The organism is Virgibacillus sp. DJP39 (assembly GCF_049310925.1).
Taxonomy (GTDB): domain Bacteria; phylum Bacillota; class Bacilli; order Bacillales; family Amphibacillaceae; genus Virgibacillus_F.
The window spans coordinates 34,217-54,789 of record NZ_JBMERP010000003.1 but is presented as its reverse complement, the minus strand read 5'-3'; the positions used below and the strand labels follow the sequence as shown (position 1 = coordinate 54,789).

The 20,573-nt window shown below is 36.5% G+C and carries 21 protein-coding genes and 1 pseudogene; 8 read left to right on the top strand and 14 right to left on the bottom strand.

Annotation, left to right across the window (positions count from 1 at the left end):
• Nucleotides 1-95: 95 nt before the first annotated feature.
• Nucleotides 96-308: a hypothetical protein gene (locus ACOI1D_RS02105; protein ID WP_422498868.1), complete on the bottom strand. Its 213-nt coding sequence runs from the start codon at nucleotides 306-308 to the stop codon at nucleotides 96-98.
• A gap of 343 nt (nucleotides 309-651) precedes the next feature.
• On the opposite strand from ACOI1D_RS02105, the gene ACOI1D_RS02100 reads away from it, so the two are divergent.
• Genes ACOI1D_RS02100 through ACOI1D_RS02075 form a run of 6 tightly spaced genes read left to right on the top strand, consistent with a single transcriptional unit; the run spans nucleotide 652 to nucleotide 4,509 of the window.
• Complete coding sequence (locus tag ACOI1D_RS02100; protein WP_422498867.1) at nucleotides 652-1,695, top strand: metal ABC transporter solute-binding protein, Zn/Mn family; 1,044 nt, start codon at nucleotides 652-654, stop codon at nucleotides 1,693-1,695.
• A gap of 50 nt (nucleotides 1,696-1,745) precedes the next feature.
• Nucleotides 1,746-2,501, top strand: a complete 756-nt coding sequence (locus ACOI1D_RS02095; RefSeq protein ID WP_422498865.1) for a metal ABC transporter ATP-binding protein — start codon at nucleotides 1,746-1,748, stop codon at nucleotides 2,499-2,501.
• Nucleotides 2,502-2,516: 15 nt separating this feature from the next.
• A complete protein-coding gene (locus ACOI1D_RS02090) occupies nucleotides 2,517-3,359 on the top strand; it encodes a metal ABC transporter permease (RefSeq protein WP_422498864.1) in 843 nt (280 codons plus the stop codon).
• Nucleotides 3,360-3,773, top strand: coding sequence for a Fur family transcriptional regulator (locus ACOI1D_RS02085; protein ID WP_422498863.1), 414 nt, complete (start codon nucleotides 3,360-3,362; stop codon nucleotides 3,771-3,773).
• A complete protein-coding gene (crcB, locus tag ACOI1D_RS02080) occupies nucleotides 3,770-4,168 on the top strand; it encodes a fluoride efflux transporter CrcB (protein WP_422498861.1) in 399 nt (132 codons plus the stop codon). Before ACOI1D_RS02085 ends, crcB begins: the two co-directional genes overlap by 4 nt.
• Entirely contained in the window at nucleotides 4,165-4,509 is a 345-nt protein-coding gene (locus ACOI1D_RS02075) for a FluC/FEX family fluoride channel (protein ID WP_422498860.1), read from the top strand. Before crcB ends, ACOI1D_RS02075 begins: the two co-directional genes overlap by 4 nt.
• A 533-nt stretch (nucleotides 4,510-5,042) precedes the next feature.
• On the opposite strand, the gene ACOI1D_RS02070 is transcribed toward ACOI1D_RS02075, so the two are convergent.
• The 4 genes from ACOI1D_RS02070 to ACOI1D_RS02055 form a co-directional block, all read right to left on the bottom strand.
• Nucleotides 5,043-5,876: a VLRF1 family aeRF1-type release factor gene (locus ACOI1D_RS02070; protein ID WP_422498858.1), complete on the bottom strand. Its 834-nt coding sequence runs from the start codon at nucleotides 5,874-5,876 to the stop codon at nucleotides 5,043-5,045.
• Nucleotides 5,877-5,914: 38 nt separating this feature from the next.
• Complete coding sequence (locus ACOI1D_RS02065) at nucleotides 5,915-6,229, bottom strand: DMT family transporter (protein WP_422498856.1); 315 nt, start codon at nucleotides 6,227-6,229, stop codon at nucleotides 5,915-5,917.
• Nucleotides 6,229-6,570 (bottom strand): DMT family transporter, encoded by a 342-nt coding sequence (locus tag ACOI1D_RS02060; RefSeq protein ID WP_422498855.1) that lies wholly within the window; start codon nucleotides 6,568-6,570, stop codon nucleotides 6,229-6,231. The genes ACOI1D_RS02065 and ACOI1D_RS02060 overlap by 1 nt, the downstream gene beginning before the upstream one ends.
• A gap of 88 nt (nucleotides 6,571-6,658) precedes the next feature.
• Nucleotides 6,659-7,942 (bottom strand): hemolysin family protein, encoded by a 1,284-nt coding sequence (locus ACOI1D_RS02055; RefSeq protein WP_422498853.1) that lies wholly within the window; start codon nucleotides 7,940-7,942, stop codon nucleotides 6,659-6,661.
• A 223-nt stretch (nucleotides 7,943-8,165) separates the two neighbouring features.
• Here ACOI1D_RS02055 and ACOI1D_RS02050 point away from each other — a divergent pair, with 223 nt between their 5' ends.
• Nucleotides 8,166-8,738, top strand: a complete 573-nt coding sequence (locus ACOI1D_RS02050) for a YitT family protein (protein ID WP_422498851.1) — start codon at nucleotides 8,166-8,168, stop codon at nucleotides 8,736-8,738.
• A 41-nt stretch (nucleotides 8,739-8,779) separates the two neighbouring features.
• On the opposite strand, the gene ACOI1D_RS02045 is transcribed toward ACOI1D_RS02050, so the two are convergent.
• The 4 genes and pseudogenes from ACOI1D_RS02045 to ACOI1D_RS02030 all read right to left on the bottom strand — a co-directional run bounded on the left by ACOI1D_RS02045 (nucleotide 8,780) and on the right by ACOI1D_RS02030 (nucleotide 13,594).
• Nucleotides 8,780-10,279, bottom strand: a complete 1,500-nt coding sequence (locus ACOI1D_RS02045; protein ID WP_422498849.1) for a BCCT family transporter — start codon at nucleotides 10,277-10,279, stop codon at nucleotides 8,780-8,782.
• 831 nt (nucleotides 10,280-11,110) lie between these two features.
• Nucleotides 11,111-12,325 (bottom strand): murein hydrolase activator EnvC family protein, encoded by a 1,215-nt coding sequence (locus tag ACOI1D_RS02040; protein ID WP_422498847.1) that lies wholly within the window; start codon nucleotides 12,323-12,325, stop codon nucleotides 11,111-11,113.
• Between the two features lie 321 nt (nucleotides 12,326-12,646).
• A pseudogene (corA, locus tag ACOI1D_RS02035) lies at nucleotides 12,647-13,420 on the bottom strand (magnesium/cobalt transporter CorA); the annotation flags it as partial.
• A gap of 15 nt (nucleotides 13,421-13,435) precedes the next feature.
• Nucleotides 13,436-13,594 (bottom strand): hypothetical protein, encoded by a 159-nt coding sequence (locus ACOI1D_RS02030; RefSeq protein WP_422498845.1) that lies wholly within the window; start codon nucleotides 13,592-13,594, stop codon nucleotides 13,436-13,438.
• Nucleotides 13,595-13,740: 146 nt separating this feature from the next.
• On the opposite strand from ACOI1D_RS02030, the gene ACOI1D_RS02025 reads away from it, so the two are divergent.
• Entirely contained in the window at nucleotides 13,741-14,763 is a 1,023-nt protein-coding gene (locus ACOI1D_RS02025) for an aromatic acid exporter family protein (RefSeq protein WP_422498844.1), read from the top strand.
• A 129-nt stretch (nucleotides 14,764-14,892) separates the two neighbouring features.
• Here ACOI1D_RS02025 and aceA read toward each other — a convergent pair whose 3' ends face one another.
• The 5 genes from aceA to liaF form a co-directional block, all read right to left on the bottom strand.
• Nucleotides 14,893-16,167 (bottom strand): isocitrate lyase, encoded by a 1,275-nt coding sequence (aceA, locus tag ACOI1D_RS02020; protein WP_422498843.1) that lies wholly within the window; start codon nucleotides 16,165-16,167, stop codon nucleotides 14,893-14,895.
• Entirely contained in the window at nucleotides 16,167-17,771 is a 1,605-nt protein-coding gene (aceB, locus tag ACOI1D_RS02015) for a malate synthase A (RefSeq protein ID WP_422498842.1), read from the bottom strand. Before aceB ends, aceA begins: the two co-directional genes overlap by 1 nt.
• A 321-nt stretch (nucleotides 17,772-18,092) precedes the next feature.
• Entirely contained in the window at nucleotides 18,093-18,725 is a 633-nt protein-coding gene (locus tag ACOI1D_RS02010; protein WP_422498840.1) for a response regulator, read from the bottom strand.
• A 163-nt stretch (nucleotides 18,726-18,888) separates the two neighbouring features.
• On the bottom strand, nucleotides 18,889-19,761 hold the full coding sequence (locus ACOI1D_RS02005) for a sensor histidine kinase (RefSeq protein ID WP_422498838.1): 873 nt from the start codon (nucleotides 19,759-19,761) through the stop codon (nucleotides 18,889-18,891).
• On the bottom strand, nucleotides 19,758-20,489 hold the full coding sequence (liaF, locus tag ACOI1D_RS02000) for a cell wall-active antibiotics response protein LiaF (RefSeq protein ID WP_422498836.1): 732 nt from the start codon (nucleotides 20,487-20,489) through the stop codon (nucleotides 19,758-19,760). The genes ACOI1D_RS02005 and liaF overlap by 4 nt, the downstream gene beginning before the upstream one ends.
• Between the last annotated feature and the right edge of the window lie 84 nt (nucleotides 20,490-20,573).

Below are 20,573 nucleotides of genomic sequence, written 5' to 3'. Positions count from 1 at the left end.
ACAACACATACTGAGCTGAACGCCATAGCTGCACAAACAATCCATGGTGCCAATAAACCTAATGCTGCAAATGTAATTCAAATTCCTGCATTATTTTATAGGCAAAAGCCCCTAAATAGATTCTGTCTACTATTTCGGACGGTAGAATCACTTAATCGAATTGCTTTAGATATAAGTAGCAGGTCACTATCAAGAATCGTTGCTTCGACTGCTTCAATAGCTGTTTCAGTTCCTGTGTTAAGGGTTATTCCAATGTCGGCAACTGCAAGAACTGTAGCATCATTAATACTATCCCCAACCATTGCCACCATTTTACCTTTTTGTTGTATACTATTACTTTATCCGCTTTTTCCTTTGGTAAAACCTGTGCAATAACTTTTCTATTCCAACCTGACTTGCAATTACCTGCGCAGTACGTTCATTTTCCCCAGTGGCGTAATAACTACAAGTCCATGTTCCTTTACTTGCCTGACTGTCTCAACAGTAGATTCTTTTATGGTATCAATAACAGCAACAATTCAGCGATTTTGTCCATTTACTGAGATAAGCATTGCTGTTTTACTATCAATAGTTAAGGTTGTATAAAATGCACTAATTTGTGTCAAATTAATATCGTAATCATTACTGTTTACAAATCGTAATGATTACGATATGATATTTTTAGTATTAGAAAAGATGGCTTATCGTCAGGATTTAATGGCGAAGGTTCGTTGCGTGTTAAAAATTGAGGAGGCACTTATTTTGACCAAATTCATCACGTTTATTTCATTATTTTTCTCATTACTTATTGTAACTGGTTGTAATTCCCCTTCCTCTGATGGAGATCAGCAAGATGGGATGGTGGATATTTATACGTCCATTTACCCGATCCAGTATGCGACAGAACAAATTGGTGGCTCCACTGTTAATGTTAAGTCCGTTTATCCTCCTGGTGTTGATGCACATACATATGAACCTACATCAAAAATGATGGCTTCGATTGCAAAAAGTAGTGCATTCATCTATATGGGTGCAGGGATGGAAGGATTTGCGGAAAACGCTGCAGATGCACTGAAAAATGAAAATGTTGCTTTGCTAGAAATAGGGGCACACGAAGGTCTGTTCCATACTGATGAAAAAGAAGATGAAGCAGACCATCATGAAGAAACACCATCGGATGGACATCCACACGGTGATCACAACCCACATATCTGGTTAGATCCAGTTCGAATGATTGAGATGTCTGAAATAATAAAAGAAAAGCTTATTGAGTTAAACCCAGAAAAAAAAGAGGTTTACAGTGAAAACTTTGAATCACTGAAAAATGACTTATTGGCCCTGGATAAACGTTTTCAAAAAACACTTCAAGCAAAGGAGCATACAGAGATTTTAGTTTCTCATGCTGCATACAGTTATTGGGAAGAGCGTTACGGAATTAAGCAAATTTCTATAAATGGTCTCACTACAAGTGATGAACCCTCCCAAAAAGAACTGACACAAATTATTGATAAAGCTAAAGAAAAAAATCTTGAATACGTTATTTTTGAACAAAATGGATCTGACCGTGTTTCAAAAGTAATTCAGGAGCAGATAGACGCAAAGGCTCTTTATATTCATAACCTTTCTGTTTTAACAGAAAAGAATATTAAAAATGAAGAGGATTACTTATCTTTAATGAAACGTAATCTTGAAGTCCTGGATCAAGCTACGAACTAATGGAATAATTATTAAAAAGGCCAGAATTAATTATAGGTGGTGAATATCAAATGAGTAAAACTATTATTTCATTGAAAGACGTTGATTATGCGTATGAAAAAAAACCAGTACTAACTAACATCAACTTCGACATACCCCAAGGCGCGTTTATGGGCTTGGTTGGTCCAAACGGAGGAGGAAAAACCACACTAATTAAATTGATTTTAGGTTTATTAAAGCCTGATAACGGCTCAGTTTCACTGTTTGATGAGCCAATTGGAAAGTTTAAAAACTGGAATCACATTGGTTTTGTATCTCAAAAATCCAATACGTTTAATAAAGGTTTTCCCGCTACTGTTTTTGAAGTTGTTTCAATGGGGTTGACTGCGAGGATTGGTTACCTGAAATTCTTCACCAAAAAAGATAAGGCTAAAGTTTCGCAGGCTATTAACCAAGTTGGCATGAGTGACTATGCTCATCAAAACATTGGTAATCTTTCAGGTGGACAGCAACAACGTGTTTTTATAGCGCGCTCCTTGGTTAATGATCCAAAGCTATTAATTTTAGATGAACCGACTGTCGGTGTCGATAACGAAAATGTTCAACGCTTCTATGAACTGCTGCATCAACTAAACCAAGAACGTAATATTACCTTATTGTTGGTAACCCACGACACAGGTATTATGACGGAACATGCAACAGATATCGTTTGCCTAAACAAAACATTATATTTTCATGGTGATCCAGCAGAATATTCATCTTTAACGAAGCAGGATCTTTCTCATTTTTATGGCCACCCAATAAACCTAGTTACACACGATCATTAATACGGAGGATACTTTATGTTTGCAGATATATTAGAATATGAATTTTTAAGAAATACATTTTTAACAGGACTTTTAATTGGTATAATCGGGCCACTGCTTGGTACGTTCATTGTTGTTAGACGTTTATCATTAATTGCAGATGCACTATCCCATGTCACGCTAGCTGGGATTGCATTCGGTCTATTGCTGGAAAAAAAGTTTGCGACTACCATTATAACTCCACTTTACGGGGGAATGATTTTCTCGGTGCTGGGCTCAATTCTGATTGAAAAGCTAAGGGGGATTTATACATCCTACCAGGAACTTGCGATTCCGATTATTTTATCAGGTGGAGTAGGATTGAGTGTTATTTTTATTTCACTTGCAGATGGCTTTAATACTGAACTATTCAATTACCTATTTGGTTCTGTTTCAGCTGTGAGTCAAAAAGACTTTTTATCTATTTTAGGTGTATCAATTTTTGTAGTCCTAGTCGTTATTTTATTTTACAAGGAATTATTTACGTTATCTTTTGATGAAGAACATGCAAGTGTATCCGGGATACATTCTAAGGCAATTCATCTTCTTTTCATTGTATTAACAGCTTTAGTGATCGCAGCTTCGATTCGTATCGTAGGAGTTCTTCTAGTATCTGCTTTAATGACCTTACCTGTTGCTGCAAGCATGCAATTGTCACGAGGATTTAAACAAACGATTGGTTTATCGGTAATATTTGGAGAATTGGCTGTTATTCTAGGATTGTTCTCTGGTTACTATTTCAGTATTCCACCTGGTGGAACGATTGTACTTATCTCCATTATTATTTTACTCATTTCAATTGGAATCAAAAAATTTCCTGGAAAGAGAGTGGTGAATTAAATGAAGTTGCAGGATGCTATGGATAAATTAAACGAATCAGGTTATAAAACAACTACGAAGAGAAAAGATATTATAGGCTATTTTGCTAAAACTGATGGTTATCGAACAGCAAAAGACCTGATCACCTATTTGGAATCAAGCTATGAAGGAATCAGCTTTGACACGGTTTACCGTAATTTACACCTGTTTAATGAGGTTGGTATCTTAGAGACAACTGAACTCAATGGAGAAAAGCAATTCAGAATATCATGTTCCCACCACCATCACCATCATTTTATCTGTAAAGATTGCGGAAAAACCAAAGAGATAGCTGTCTGCCCAATGAATGAAATTGAAAATACGCTAGCGAATTACCTGGTTGAGGGTCATAAATTTGAGATTTATGGGCTATGTCCCTCATGTAAAACTGCATGAAAATAGATTCTCAATCCAGAAGCATTTATCTAGCAGTAGGATTTGGTGGCATGGTTGGTGCTGTGGGCCGTTATGGTATTTCATCTCTTACGCCAGTTGAAATTGGCTTTCCATATGGGACTTTAACAGCAAATCTTATCGGATGTTTCTTATTAAGCTTTATACTAGGACAACCTGCTATAAAAGAAAAAATTGCTCCTCACCTTTTCGCAGCAATTACCACGGGTGTCATTGGTTCTTTTACAACGTTTTCAACATTCATGGTAGAAACTGTGAACTTGTACAACTCAACTATCGTACTCGCCCTGGGATACGTTTTTCTTAGTATTGTAGGTGGGTTACTTTTTTGTTACACGGGTTTTTGGGTAGCAAATAGAAGGTGTGTTGATTCATGACTATAATACTAGTCTCGCTTGGGGGATTTTTAGGTAGTATACTTCGATTTTACATTTCCATCAAATTCAATAAAAATCTGATTGGGACCTGGATTGCTAATATTACTGGCTCTATTTTTTTAGCAGTTTTGTTTCGATTGCATTTAACAAATATACTTGCAGATTGGACGTGGATATTTCTTGGTGTGGGTTTTAGTGGAGCATTCACAACCTTTTCTACATTTGGAAATGAGACTCTGCAATTAGTTTTAGATAAAAAATACTTGAAAGCAATTACATATGTTTTATGCTCATTATCTGTATCATTTCTATTTGTTTATTTCATACTATATGAAATTTAAGGCACTTTTAATAAGATATTTTGTTTTTAATCTTCGCAGTTGATATGAACTGCGACATAGTGAAAATTCTTTCGACGCCGCCGTTCCGGCAGAATACTTCGCTTTCCACGGGCACGGCCTCAGTCTCCTCAGAAGCAAAGAACGCTTCTTCCGGGGTCTTCGGACTCGTGCTGTTCCCGTAGGAGTCTTCGTATTCTGCCGTAACGGCGTCTAAGTCCTATATTTTCACGGAACCCCTTCTCCCTTGAGAATAAAGCTATCTGAAGCTGCGGTAAAATGCGAGACTCCAGTGGGAAAAGAACAGTCTGAAGACCCCGCAGTGAGCGGGTTTTGCTCCGAGGAGGCTGAAGCGTTCCCCACGGAAAGCGAGTGTTTTTCAGCAGCGCTGGATCAGCATCAATTTAGCAAAGGTGGTAGGAAGTCAACACAGCAGTTATGTCGCAGTTTATACATTTTATGTATCAAAAACAACAATCTTTTACAAAACAGTGAAATTTAAAAATAGAGCTGAATTTTCATTCAGCTCTAAACGTTTACGCAAATATTTCCTCAAGAACTTTCGATTCATCATGATCCAACAAATTTTTCTGAATAATACGATCTGCAGACTTATTCATGTTTGTTTCAATTTCACTCGCTACATCCTTATTACCTACAATGAAGATTTTCTCCCACTGATGTTCCTTAGCTTTTTTGTCTACAGTTGGTGCTATACTCTTATACCACCTATGTTTGTTTGCCTCAAATCGGGCGTTAAAATTATCCTTTTGGGTGCTTTTACCTCCACTCCCCATAGAGGAATCCGCTTTATGTGGACCGGTCATTTGTCTCCAATTATCTGTCTCAATATCTAACGCATAGTTATCAGTATCATTAATTTCTCCCAATTCTGCATCCACAAGCTTAATTCTATCCTGCTGTACCAGTATGATTCCGGACTTCGGGAAATTTTCGTGTAATTGTTTAAGTTGGTCAGTAATCGGTTCATTCTCCCAGAAAAATTCAGTCTTAACCCTCATTTGAACGCGTTCCGCAAACCATACTTCATCATCAGCAGTGGCAAATAAAATGATCCCTTTACGAAAATTTTGTTCATTTTCTACTACAAAATTGCGTACTTTTTCTTTAACAGTTTGAAAGTCCCGCAGTTCTTGTTGGTTATCATCTTTTGTTAAATAACTCTCAAAGTTTTTCAATCCTTTTTTCAAATGAATTTTCCATTTACCACCTTGTTGTTCAGGATCTGATGGGTCGGTATTTAAATACATCGAAAAAACTTTACTCGAATTATCTTTGTTTACCTTTTCCAAATGATTTATTTGTTTTGAGAAATCCACAGTATCAAACTCCTTTACAAATAATGTCATTACTTGTATTACCGAATTTTTAAGTTAGTAAACATCAATTAACTAATCAATTTAAGCCCAACAGCTGCAACCAAGATCATACCTATGAAAACCAACCTGCGCCAGTCCTTTGACTCTTTATATAAAAACATCCCTATTAATACGCTTCCAACCGTTCCAATTCCTGTCCAAACTGCATAGGCAGTACTCATTTGAATCGTTTCCATTGCGAGTGTTAAAAACAGGAAACTGCCGCTGAATCCTCCAAATAAAAGGGCAAAGGATTGCCAGCTTTTATTATTATTAATCTTATTTATTCCAATTACACCAATAACTTCACCAACACCAGCAATAGCCAAAAACAACCAAGCCATTATTCCTTTCCCCCCTTTTCTTCAAAGGATACAGTTTTTAATCCCATTACACCGCCAAGCAGCACTATAATTAAACTAATTTTTAACAGGCTAAATGGCTCATCGAACATTACAATGTCCAAAATTACTGTTCCAGCTGTCCCAATTCCTGTGAAAACCGCATAGGTTGTCCCCACTGGTAACTTTTTTGAAGCAATAATTAAGAGTTGCATGCTAACATAAATCGATATAACAGTACCAATCCAACCCAACAAGCTGTCCGCGTGCTTTAATCCAACAACCCATCCAATTTCAAATAAACCTGCTACAAATACTATGTTCCATTCATTTTTCAAAGCCATTGCACTCCCTAAAAGTAAAAGTCCGAAACGATATCTAAATAGATACCCCCCCGGACTTTATACCTTCGTTTATATTCCAAGTATGTCCCTAAGCTTTTATTACTTTTATTTTCTTTATTTGATACCCATCAATTTCTTCGACAATAAATTGATGATTTTCAAAATCAATACTACTCCCTTTTACAGCGTCCATATTATGTGTAATTATCCATCCGCCAATGGTATCTACTTCATCATCTTCCAAGTCAATGCCAAATAGCTCATTTATTTCATCTAAAAGGACCTTACCGTCTACCAATGTTGTAGTTTCATTTATTTTCTCAATCATTGGCTTTTCATTCGTGTCAAACTCATCACGGATATCACCAACAATTTCTTCTAAGATATCTTCTACTGTTAACAATCCTGCAGTGCCACCATATTCATCAATAACAATTGCCATATGAATACGCTCTTTCTGCATTTTTATTAACACTTGTTTAATCGGTGTAGCCTCCGTAATATGCAGAATCGGACGGATATAATCCTCTAAAGTTTCTTTTCCCTTTGTGATATGTCCTGTGAATATTTCTTTAATATTTACCAATCCAATAATATGATCTTTATCTTCATCTGCCACTGGATAGCGGGTAAACTGTCCTTCTTTTATTACATCAAGATTTTCTTCAAAGCTATCTTCTGCAAAAAAACAAATCATTTCCGTTCGCGGTATCATAATCTCTCTTGCGACTCGATCATCGAATTCAAAGATATTTGTAACATATCTCATTTCAGCCTGGTTTATTTCACCACTTTTATAGCTTTGAGAAAGAATAAGTCTAAGTTCTTCCTCAGAATGTGCAACTTCGTGTTCATTCACAGGATTAAATCCAAACATGCGAATAAAAATCCGTGCTGAACCATTTAACAGCCATATGAATGGATACATCAGTTTATAAAAGAATATTAATGGTCGGGCTAAGAGCAATGTGATTTTTTCGGCCTTTTGAATTGCAATTGTTTTCGGTGCTAACTCACCCAGAACTACATGTAGGAATGTAATAACAGAAAAAGCAATTATAAAAGATAGTATTTCAGACGTCCCCTCATTGACACCCCAATTAATAAAAATTGGATCCAATAAGTGTTTTACAGTTGGCTCTCCTAACCAGCCTAGCCCTAATGCAGTAACTGTTATTCCCAATTGACACGCTGATAAATATGCGTCTAAGTTATCTACAAGTTTTTTTGCAGATACCGCACTTTTATTTCCTTCAGCTATTAAGTTATCTAAACGTGTAGCTCGCACCCTTATTATTGCGAATTCTGTTGCCACAAAGAAAGCTGTCAAAACAATCAATATGACAACCATGAGTAAGTTTACTATTACCAATTAGCATCCTTGTACTTGAAATACAAGGATTTCACCTCCTGAATTGATTAAATGTGAAGCAATCATTTTTTGGGGCAATAATTACACAAATTCATTTATGTATGTTATTAAATGACATCTTTTATATAAATTATAAGCTAAACTCAATCTCAAGTCTAACATAAGTATATATACTCACCTATCATGCATACATATACAGTATTGGGACAAGGGTGGCGTATATATGATTAAAAAGATGATAGTAATTCTAATTGGAAGCTTGTTCATTGCATTAGGTATAAACCTCTTTGTCATACCCAACCACTTGCTTGATGGAGGGATAATAGGAATTGGATTAATAGCAAAATACACCTTCGACTTAAAACCCGGTTTAACAATTATACTTTTAAGTCTGCCTGTATATTTATTTGCCTGGAAATATGTCAGAAGCTACTTCTACAATGGTATACATGGTTTATTAATCAGCTCTTTCTTTATTGACTTGTTCCATCCATTATCTCATGTTTCCTCTTTTCCAATCCTAACTTCTGCACTTAGTGGCGGTACACTTATAGGGTTAGGTATTGGAATGATGCTAAAAGCTAAATCTAGCGCAGGTGGTACGGATTTATTAGCGTTGATGATTTCAAAAATGACAGCTATTAATGTGGGGATACTCATTTTTTTCATGGATATATTTGTAATACTTTTGGGCTGGTTACTCATGCCCCAGGCGCATATTTTCTTTTCAGCCATTATGATTGTCGTGATTGGAATCACCACTTCCGCAGTCACTTCACTTAGTGATGAAAACTGACAAAGCGCAGTTAAAGGAAAAGGCTTTAACTACGCTTTGATTTAATCATTTTTAGTTGGTATTTTTTCCTTCTTCAGCATCTTCAGAAATGATACTAACATTAACAGCAATATAATGGTAAAAGGTAATGCTGAAACGAGTGAAGCGGTTTGTAATGCTTCTAGTCCTTTAGCTACCAGTAACACTACTGCAATAGCAGTGATTAAAGTGCCCCATATTATCTTCACACCAATTCCAGGATTTAAACTACCCTTTGATGTCATGCTCCCTAAAATATATGTTGCTGAATCGGCTGATGTCACTAAGAAAGTGAAAATCAAAAATATTGCCAGTATCGACATAATGTTGGTTAACGGTAGACTGCCAAATGTTTGAAATAAAGCAACAGCTAGATCATTGTTAACTGCTTCTGCAATTTGCGTTCCATTATTCAAGTCACTGAATAATGCAGTGCCCCCAAATGCTGCGATCCATAAACAAGCAATTACAGGTGGCACGATTAGGACACCAAAGACAAATTCTCTAATCGTTCTTCCCTTTGAAACACGCGCTACGAATGCGCCAACAAAAGGCGACCAAGCAATTGCCCATGCCCAATAGAAAATTGTCCAATCACGTACCCAAGTATCACCGGTATATGGTGACAAACGTAAGCTATACTGAATAAAGTTTGTAAAATAATCCCCTAGACCCAGTACAAATGTATTTAATATAAATACTGTAGGACCTGTGAAAAATACGAATAGTAAAAGTAATAAGCAAAGACCTAAGTTCAGGTTACTTAGCCATTTAATGCCTTTATTCAATCCTGTACTAGAGGATAGTAAATATGTTAATAACATGACTCCAGCAATTGCTATTTGTATCCACAAGGAGTCAGGGACACCGAATACTGTTTTTAATCCACCATTCATTTGTAGGATACCTAGTCCCAATGAGGTTGCCACGCCCATAACAGTTGCTATTACAGCTAAGGAATCAATCGTTATAGCGATACCTTTATTTTTTCCTATGACAGGTTTGATAGAATTTGATATTAATCCTTTTTTACCTTTTTTAAATTGCAAAAAGGCTATAACCAGCCCGACAATTGCGAAGACAGACCATTGGCTTACACCCCAATGAAAAAAGGCATATCCCATTGCTATTCTTGCAGCTTCTTCGGTCTGACCGTCTACGTTTGCAAACGGTGTAGCAAAGAAGTGACTCATTGGCTCTGCTACTCCCCAGAATACTAAACCAGCACCAAACCCTGCTGAGAAAAGCATGCCGATCCAGGTGAAAAATGGGTATTCCGGTCTGGAGTCTGCAGGACCAAGTCGGACTTTTCCATATTTGGTAATAGAGATTCCAATTAAAAATAAAACAAATATGAATACTGATAACAGAAAAAACCAACCAAAGTTATAAGTAGTTAATTTAAGTAGTTTTGTTGCTACATTCCCAAATTTTACAGGCAAAAATGCACCGAAGATTACCAAGAATGCTACAATTGTTACTGAAATGAAGAATACAGGATTTTTATATGTATGTTTTTCCATTATTAGTCCTTTCTTTCGCCTATGATTTTTTGCAATAAATAAATGAGTGAGTGCGCACTTCGAAACAATATATATGTGAGATTAACATATATATCGTTTCCTCTTTTTCCACTTTTTAAACCCTGAAAAATAGATGACAAGTAATGCTTCACCTTAATATGTTTGAAAAAGCCAAGATTACACTGCATAATTCGTCTTTATAATATCAGAGCTCACCAGTGAAAAAATCAATTTTAAGAGTTTGGTAGAGTTAACCTTTTCAACGGTACACTACTAGGGGATTTTTAACAAATAAAATAAGGCTTGACCAGCCCAAACACTATCTTCAAAGCATTCATAGAAGTTCTAGTGTGTAAGGTTATACTTACGCAAAGCTTCCTAGTTGATGTAAAGTGCGACGTTGCTACTGCACTGATTTCCGCTCCGGGCAGTCGCTTTCCGCGGGCACGGCCTCAGTCTCCTCAGAAGCAAAGAACGCTTCTTCCGGGGTCTTCGGACTCGCGCTGTTCCCGCAGGAGTCGACTGTCCTACGCTTCAATCAATCAGTATAAAGCTATTTGTATTTATTATGATGGTCGTTTTTATGCGCTATGCCAGCGAAGGAAATACACGAAGACTTCTGCGGGAGGAAAGACATCGGTGCGACCGCGTAGTACGTAGCGCGAGGGGGCTCACCAGCCTCCCTAAGGTGCGCGAGTTTATTTCCGTAACGGTAGGTTACGTCGCAATTTATAGATTTTGTCAATTAAACTTTTTTTCAAATGCCATACAAAAAAACTCTGAAAAATAGAATCTATTTTTCAGAGTTCCCCGTATAAGCTCATAAATCATTTAAAAATAATCGGATGGTCTTTTTAATGCTCCATTTACGTAAATTTCAAGGTGTAAATGAACGCCTGTTGAATTTCCTGTTGAACCCATAATACCTATTTTACTTCCACGTCCAACTCTTTGTCCTGGTTGAACCTGGATAGAAGAGAGATGTGCATAAATCGATTTCATTCCATTCTGGTGATCAATTACAATTTTGTTACCAAATCCGGCAGAACTTCTCGCTTCTACAACTACGCCATTATCAACTGCTAGGATAGCTCGGTTGCTCGGTCTCGCAATATCCATTCCCTTATGCATACGGCCCCAACGCATTCCTACATTACTAGATACATAACCGCCTATAGTTGGCCATTGTAGATTACCAGATCCCCGTGATACTGTTTGGTTAGTATCCTGCGTTTCTTTCTTACCTAGTGTTTCCAAATTATTATTTTCATCTGAACTCTGCTGTTCCATGTAGCTTAGTGCAATTCTTTCGCTGATTTCAGCTTCTAAAGCATCCATTCTTTGGTCTTTTATTTCTAAATTTTCTTTTACTTTTTGTAAATCTTGTTTTTTGCCTTCAAGTTTTTCTTTTTCAGCTTCGGCTTCTTTTTTTTGTTTTAAAATGGTGTCTTTAACACCTTTAAGTTCATCTTTCATGTCATTTAAATCTGCGAGATTCTTTTCAATGTCAGCTTGTTTTTCCTTTACTAAATCCTGTGCCTTTTGCTGTTCTTCCATTAATTTAGCATCGGAGCTAGTAATCTTGTTGACTGCTGTTACACGACTAATGAATTCTCCAAAACTACTAGATCCAAAAATTACGTCCATGTACCCAATATTTCCACCAGTTTTTTGGTAGGAAACCATACGGTCCTGCAATATCTCAAACCGAGCTTTAATTTCAGCTTCCAATTTTTCAATTTCAGCTTCTAGTGCAGTTACTTCCGCTTGCTTATCTTCTATCTTATTTTCAATCTCATTCATTTTCTCTTGATTTTCTTTTAAGGATTTTTCTACTTCCTCAATTTTTTTATCCAGTTCATCTAGTTCTATCATAACATCCGCCAGTTCGCTCTCAGCTTTTGATAGATTAGCTTTTATTTCTGCTTTTTCACTATGTATTTCTGATTTCGTATTTATGGTATCAGCCTGGACTGGGTTATTGACGAAAAGGCTTCCTAAACCAACTACCACTATAGTAGTCAGTGTAACTGATAATTTCTTCAATTAAATTCCCCGCTTCCCCTATTTCTCAAATATATGATGGTGTCCTCTATATCTATTTTTTTTATGTATTAAAACATTCTAGATTTCCTAGGCAATTCGTAGTATATCATCTTAAAGTGACACGCATGTTATAGTAATATTACAATTATGTTTCATTTTTGATGAAATCCTCTCTGAATTTACATTAAATTTAATTTACGATGAAGGACAAGTTTCGATAAACCTAGGCCACAAGCTAAACCGTCATTAATTTATTTACAAAGCTTTCATTTTTTTTGTAAAAAAATAGCTTATCCACGTATTGCAGATAAGCGCACTCTTTTACTCGAACCAACCTTTTTTTCGAAACCATAGGTACATTGTAACTGAAATTGTAATCATAATGACCCATATGAAAAGGTAACCGTACTTTTCGTCCAGCTCAGGCATATGTGTGAAATTCATTCCATAAATTCCAACGATAAACGTTAATGGCATGAAAATAACTGAGATAATGGTAAGTACCTGCATGGTTCTATTTGTCTGGTGTGCATTTAAAGATAAATAACTGTCTCGAACGTCCTGTGTTAACTCACGATTTGATGCGGTAATGTCCGCTACTTTTATCAAATGGTCATGAATATCCGCAAAGTACTCCTTCCGTTCCTGGACCCCATCAAGATGATGAGAGTTAAGAATTCTATATAACAAATCACGCATTGGGTGAATAATTTGACGTAGCAGAAGTAGTTCTCCTCTTCGGTCAAATAACTGCTCCAACAAATTTTCCATTGACAGTTTCTTTGTATTGTCCTCGATCTCATTTATATGGTCTTCTATTTCATATACTATTGGGAAATATTGATCCACAACAAAGTCCAGTAATTGATAGAAAACATAATATTCATCAAATGCATCCTTGTCATTACTTCTTCTTAATAAACTTTTCACCGAATCTGTATATGTTGAAGGTTGCTTATGATACGTTACAATATAATCATCACCAATGAAAATGTCTATTTCCCTTTTAGTTAATGACTTTTCTTCTATTGAATGAATAACAAAAAAAGTATGGTCATCATAGTAATCAAGTTTTGGTCGTTGCAAATCATGAACACAATCTTCAACAGCTTATGGATGAAATCCAAAATCAGTTTCCAAAAGCTTTGTTTCTACATCGCTCGGAGTGTCAAGGTCAACCCAATACCAATCATAGGACTTATTTTTAAAATCTTCTAATGTTACTTCTTTAACTGACTCATTCTGGTTTTGTGCTACTATCGTTATCATTTACTCATACTCTCCATATAGGTTATATTTTATCATTTACCCCATTTTCCTATTCCTTACACGAATCGTTTTAAAAAAATAGTTGCAAAATACCCTTTTAACTGAAAAGATAGAATCTAGACTATCATACCCTAAGGAGTTCAATCATGAAAATATCTCAATTTGTTGGTAGTAGAGTAATTAAAACCGGTGTCGCTATTTTCTTAACTGCATGGATCTGTGAGTTATTAAATTGGCCACCGGTATTTGCTGTTATTACAGCAATTGTAACAGTTGAACCCACTGTGTCTGATTCTATTAAAAAAGGAATTATTCGATTTCCAGCATCCGCAATTGGTTCAGCATTTGCAGTGTTCTTCATATCGGTTTTTGGTGACTCTCCAATTACGTACACATTTGCTGCAGTTTTTACAATTGCAATATGTTTTAAACTTAATCTGCATGCTGGCTTACTTGTAGCAACACTTACGTCAGTTGCCATGGTCGACGTTATTCACAGTAATTATCTTATTTCTTTTTTTATTCGACTGGGTACTACTACTGTTGGTTTACTAGTTTCTACTGCTGTTAATATGTTTGTTTTACCCCCACACTATACAAAAGAAATTAGTAAGAGTGTACAAACTACTGCAAAAGATACTGGCATTCTCATTAAAAAAATATTTTTTGGTATCTTGGATAAATCAACCGATGAAAATACAAATAAACAGGAAATGATTCTAAAACTAGACAAAAAATCGGATAGAACAGAAAAGCTAGTACAATTTCAAAAGGATGAGAGTAAGTTTCACCCATTAGTAGGCAGTGAACAAGCAACTTTTCTTGGAACAGAAAAGCAACTAGCGGTATTGCGAATGATTCAATACCACTTGGATAACGTATTGAATACTCAAATGTTGGATATATCCTGGTCACAGGATGAACGAAATATGATTTTGACTGCAGTAAACGAGTTAGCCGCAAGCTTGCAAAATCCCACCGATTATAATGAAAACAAGCATCAAATACAACTGAATTTATTAATGAAGCAATTTTGGGAAGATAACGGGGATATTACAACAAATAATGAACATCATCCTACTCACTTTACACCAGAACTTATTATTTTGTATGAATTAGTGTCTATCTCAAATCTCGTTACGAAATTCTGTCATTGTATGGATGAATAATTAGAACACTTGGCTTGGCTTATCTCCAAGCCTTAGTTGCACTTATGCAGTAAGAAGGGATTTATACTTTCTTAGCTGCCAAAGAAATACCACTCTTCTAATTAAGAGTGGTATTTCTTTATAGTTTTATCATGTGAATTGTTCCGATTCTGTTGAACCCTTTAAAGCAGTAGTTGATGAAGTACCACCGGAAATAACCTGTGCCACTTCATCGAAATAGCCGGTTCCAACCTCTCTCTGATGCCTTGTTGCGCTGTACCCATATTGTTCACTTGCAAACTCTGCTTGTTGAAGCTCCGAGTAGGCAGCCATCCCCTTGTCCTTATATTTTCTTGCTAATTCGAACATGCTATGGTTCAATGCATGGAATCCAGCGAGTGTAACGAATTGGAACTTATATCCCATTTTACCTAATTCATTTTGAAAAATTGCAATCTCCTTATCTGTTAATTTGCTTTTCCAATTAAATGAAGGAGAACAATTGTAAGCCAGCAATTTGTTAGGATATTTTTCGTGAATAGCGTCAGCAAATTGTTGTGCTTCTTTTAAATTTGGTTCAGAAGTTTCACACCAAATCAGGTCTGCATATGGTGCATATGATAAGCCACGTGCAATTGCCTGATTAATTCCTGCTTTCGTTCTATAAAAACCATCCTGTGTTCGCTCCCCTGTAATGAACTCTTGGTCTTGTGGATCAAAATCACTCGTAATTAAATCTGCAGCATTTGCATCGGTACGCGCTATTACAAGAGTCGATGTTCCCATAACATCAGCTGCAAATCGAGCAGCAATTAAATTTTTGACAGCCGTTTGGGTTGGAAGCAATACTTTGCCACCAAGGTGACCACATTTTTTCTCTGAAGATAGTTGATCTTCAAAATGAACAGCAGCAGCACCTGATTCAATCATAGACTTCATCAGTTCGAATACGTTTAATTGGCCTCCAAATCCCGCTTCCGCATCTGCAATAATTGGTGCAAACCAATCAATTTCCGTATCACCTTCTGAAAAGTGAATTTGATCAGCGCGTTGTAATGCCTGATTAATTTTTTTGACTACCTGGGGGACACTATTCACTGGATAAAGACTCTGGTCCGGATACATATGACCTGCCAAATTTGCGTCAGCCGCCACTTGCCAGCCACTTAAGTAAATTGCTTTTAATCCACTTTTAACCTGTTGGACAGCCTGATTCCCAGTCAAAGCTCCTAATGCATTGATATAGCCCTCACCGTTTAGAATCTGCCATAATTTTTCAGCACCTCTCTTAGCTAAAGTATGCTCGATATCAACAGAACCTCTAAGTCTGATAACATCCTCTGCTTTAAATGGTCGTTTAATCCCAACCCATCTTACATCACTTTCCCATTGTTCATTTAGCTCAGCTATTCGTTTTTGTCCCATTACCTATTTCCCCCTTGATTTAATAAATTGTATGCAGGAATTGTTAAAAAGTCGGCAAACAGATCATCCTTAATCAATTGATTGAAGAGTTTAGCCGCTTCGGCATAACTAACAATTTCATACGTCCCATTGTCTATAATCAGTTGTAATTCTTCTGCTAGTACTTGATCAACTAGCGCATAATCTATCTTGCGCCCATCACTTAGTACACCATCAGGGTGATGTGTCCATTGCCAAACTTGTGCACGTGATATCTCCGCCGTTGCAGCATCCTCCATTAAATTATTAATTGGAACTGCGCCTTTACCTTGTAACCAAGCAGCAATATACTGAATTCCAACCCGAATATTCGTCCGTAGTCCTTCTTCAGTAATTGTACCTTCAGGCAGTGCAAGTAAATCTTTTTGTGTAACCTGGACATAACGTAAAGGCTTCGTAATCTGATTTTTAGATGGCATATGCTTATTAAAAATATCAAGAACCAGGTTAACCATCCCTGGATGTGCAACCCATGTACCGTCATGACCATCATTCACTTCACGCTCTTTATCTTTTTTGACCTTAGCAAAGGCTTTTTGATTTTCTCGTTCGTCGCCTTTGATAGGAATTTGAGCTGCCATACCACCTATTGCCGGCGCGCCACGTTTGTGACAGGTTTGGATTGCCAGCTGTGAGTAAGATCGCATAAAGTGTGTTTCCATAGTTACAACAGCTCTGTCAGGAAATAGCACGCTTGGATCCTGATGAAACTTTTTGATGAAGCTAAAAATATAATCCCAACGACCACAATTTAATCCAGCCGAATGATCCTTTAATTCGTATAAAATTTCGTCCATTTCAAAGACAGCCGGAATTGTCTCAATTAATACAGTTGCCTTGATTGAACCTATAGGAATACCTAATTCCTGTTGAGCAAATACAAACACATCATTCCAGAGTCGGGCTTCTAAATGATTCTCAAGCTTTGGAAGATAAAAATAAGGACCAGAACCATTCGCTAGCAATTCACGTGCATTATGAAAAACATATAGTCCAAAATCTACTAAACTAGCGGACATCTCAGTACCGTTGACAGTCATATTTTTTTCAAGTAAATGTAATCCACGTGGTCGTACCATTAACACTGCAGTATCATTATTAAGTTTATATTCCTTACCACTATCATTTTTAAAATCAATATTTTTACGAATAGCATCGTACAGGTTCTTCTGCCCATTCATCATATTTTCCCAAGTGGGAGAAGAAGAATCTTCAAAGTCTGCCATAAATGTTTTAGCCCCAGAATTTAATGCATTAATAATCATCTTTCTATCAACTGGTCCTGTTATTTCAACACGGCGATCTAACAAGTCCTCAGGAAGTGGTGCAATTGTCCAGCCGCATTCTCTAATATGATTTGTAGTAACCAAAAAGTCGGGCTTCTTACCTTTGTTAAATTCTTCTTGAACATCTGCCCTGCTTTTCAGCAAGCTTTTCCTTCTATCATTAAATTTGTTGTGAATATTTTCCAAAAAGCATAGCGCCTCAAACGATAAAATTTTTTCAATTGCTTCGTTATGTTCAACTAACTTGTTAATGTGTATATTTTCTCCTGATTTAATCATGTATTCCCTCCACTCAATATTGTTACATAACAAATTAACTAAATATATATTGTTATAATACAGGTGAAACAAAAAAATTACTCTTCTTTTTTTGATAAACAGTGTTCGCATTCAAGCATAAGACTTTTGCTATCAAACCTTTCCCCACATTGTTGACATTGAACGATTGTCATAATACTCCTCCTTATATATAACAGTTAGTGGTATTGATTTGTTGTTATAATACAGAGTATGCTATTTAGTTATAAAATGCAACTGTTTTTTTGGAAAATTTTAAAAGGTTCAAATCAGTGAATCGATTTGAACCTTTTCTTCTGGCACTTATTGGATGAGATCATGTTGAAAAGCATATATTGTTGCCTGCGTCCTATCTTGAACTTCGAGTTTGCCTAAAATATTACTAACATGTACCTTTACCGTTTTTAATGCAATAAATAATAGATCGGCTATCTCCTGGTTTGTTTTTCCTTGTGCTATCAAAAGCAGGATTTCTTTTTCTCTTCCAGTCAAATCATCATGTAATGGGGTGCCTGATTTATTCCGCATCCTATTCATTATTTTTCCAGCTACTTCAGGCTCTAAAATTGATTGTCCTGCGAAGGTAGATCGTATTGCTTTTGCAATTTCACTTGCCTTAGATGTTTTCAACATATAGCTCGTCGCTCCAGCTTCTAAAGCAGGATAAACTTTTTCATCGTCAATAAAGCTAGTTACAATTATTACCTTTGCCTCTGACCACTGTTCGATTATTTTTCTGGTTGCTTCTATACCATCCATTTCTTTCATTACAAGATCCATTAAGATTACATCAGGTTTATGTTCCAATGCTAATTTAACTGCCTCTCCACCATCATCAGCTTCTGCAACTACCTCAATATCTGGCTGTGCAGATAGATAAGCAGAAACACCAATCCGTACCATTTCGTGATCATCTGCAAACAAAACCCTAATCATTTAATTCACCTTCTTTTTCCAGTTGTGGAATCTTAACTTCTACTCGTGTTCCCTCATTGGGTAAACTAACGATTTTACAAATTCCACCTATTTCGTTCGCTCGTTCACCCATATTTATTATACCGTATGAGCTTGTACGAGCTTTTTCAACGTCAAACCCAATTCAGTTATCCACTACCCGCAGGATGATATTGTCATCACGTTCAATTAGAAGTGCATCAAGCGTTGTTGCCTTGGCATGTCTTAGGGTATTGGATATTGATTCCTGCAAAATTCGAAAGAGGTGATCTTCAACCCCTTTCTCCACTGTGAACTGCTCGATTTTCCATTCAATCGCAAGAGGTACTTTTTGTCTTAATTCAAGCAAAAGCTCCTCGGCGCCTTCCTGTATTGACTTTCCTTTCAGGGCAACTGGTCTAAGATGAAGCAATAACGCTCTCATTTCCAATTGTGACTGATTAATCATTTTTTCAACTAATTGAAGCTGGTGTTTCGTTTTTTTCTTATCAGCTGAGTCGGTTTCATTTAGGGCAGACATCATCATTGATGCAGCAAATAACTGTTGGCTAACAGAATCATGTAATTCTCTTGCTAAGCGGTTTCTTTCCTGCACAACCACTTCCTGAAGGCTCTTTTCCCGTTCATTTGCCCGTTCTGTTGCAACCCGTTGGGAATGCTCTGCCTGCAATCGAAACTTGTCCTGAATCTGTTCCATCCGTTGTTCAATTATCTTTAACTCTTTATAACCTTCATCTTCCACAGCCAATTTCTGACCTTTTATTAATTGATCTAATTGACGATCAATTCTATGAAGTCGTTGACGCCAATACAGGCCCGTAGAAGTTCCAATTATAAAACCAGCAATAACTGGAATAATAAAAATTAATAACAAATAAGAAACATTTAAAAATTCCTGGTGCAGAAGTAGTGTCCATCCATCTAACGGAAAAGTTAATAGGGTTACACCAATTCCAACAACCGATATGAATACACTGAATAAGACTGCAGTTAATACATGGCGAACAATTATATTCATATCCGCTTCACCTCAATGTCCCCAGACAACAAGGTTGTAATTATTTTGACACGGGGTAAGGTGGACTGATAGTTTGCAGTTCTATAAAAAAGTGTTTGATTCATAAGTTTATTATGATCTGTTCCCAATATATGCGCACGACCAAATACCGCACTGTGGTGAACACTTACCTCCACCTCATATGGAACGAAGATTTCAATATTGCCGACCAGATGACGTATTGAGATAACAGCCGTTTCATCTGGCAATACGGTGTTACTAAGATCTATAACCCTGTCACCAAAAGCACCATGTATATTAATATCCTTCCATTGATATGCTTGGTTAGTCGTTTGTTGATTGCCAAATATCCTATGGCTAAACAATGGTGTGGTTTTGATAATAGTTTCCTGATTACTGTCGTCTTGGAATTGATTACTCGGTTGAATATAATCGGCCTCTTTTTTAGACTTAGAATAATTTATAATAAAAAGTACTATTGCAGCTACAACAAAAAATCGAATTGCCATCATATTAAAGATAGCGAAAGTTAACCCGATAGAACCAAACCAGAAAAATATTTTCCCCCATAACTTGTAGAATCTTTTCCAGCCAACATATATAAATAATCCGAAAAATAAGGCACTTATAATCATGCCCCCACCGAAAAATACTATTTCAATGGTAAAGAGGATCACCCCAACAATTAAAATCCAGTTTACTGTATCAGTTGATAATCTTTTAAACATAAAGGTGACCCCCTTTCCTAAGTTAGTTATGTACTATTATTCTAAATACTGAACAGGCACATTCTCAATATGCCTGTTCAGTAT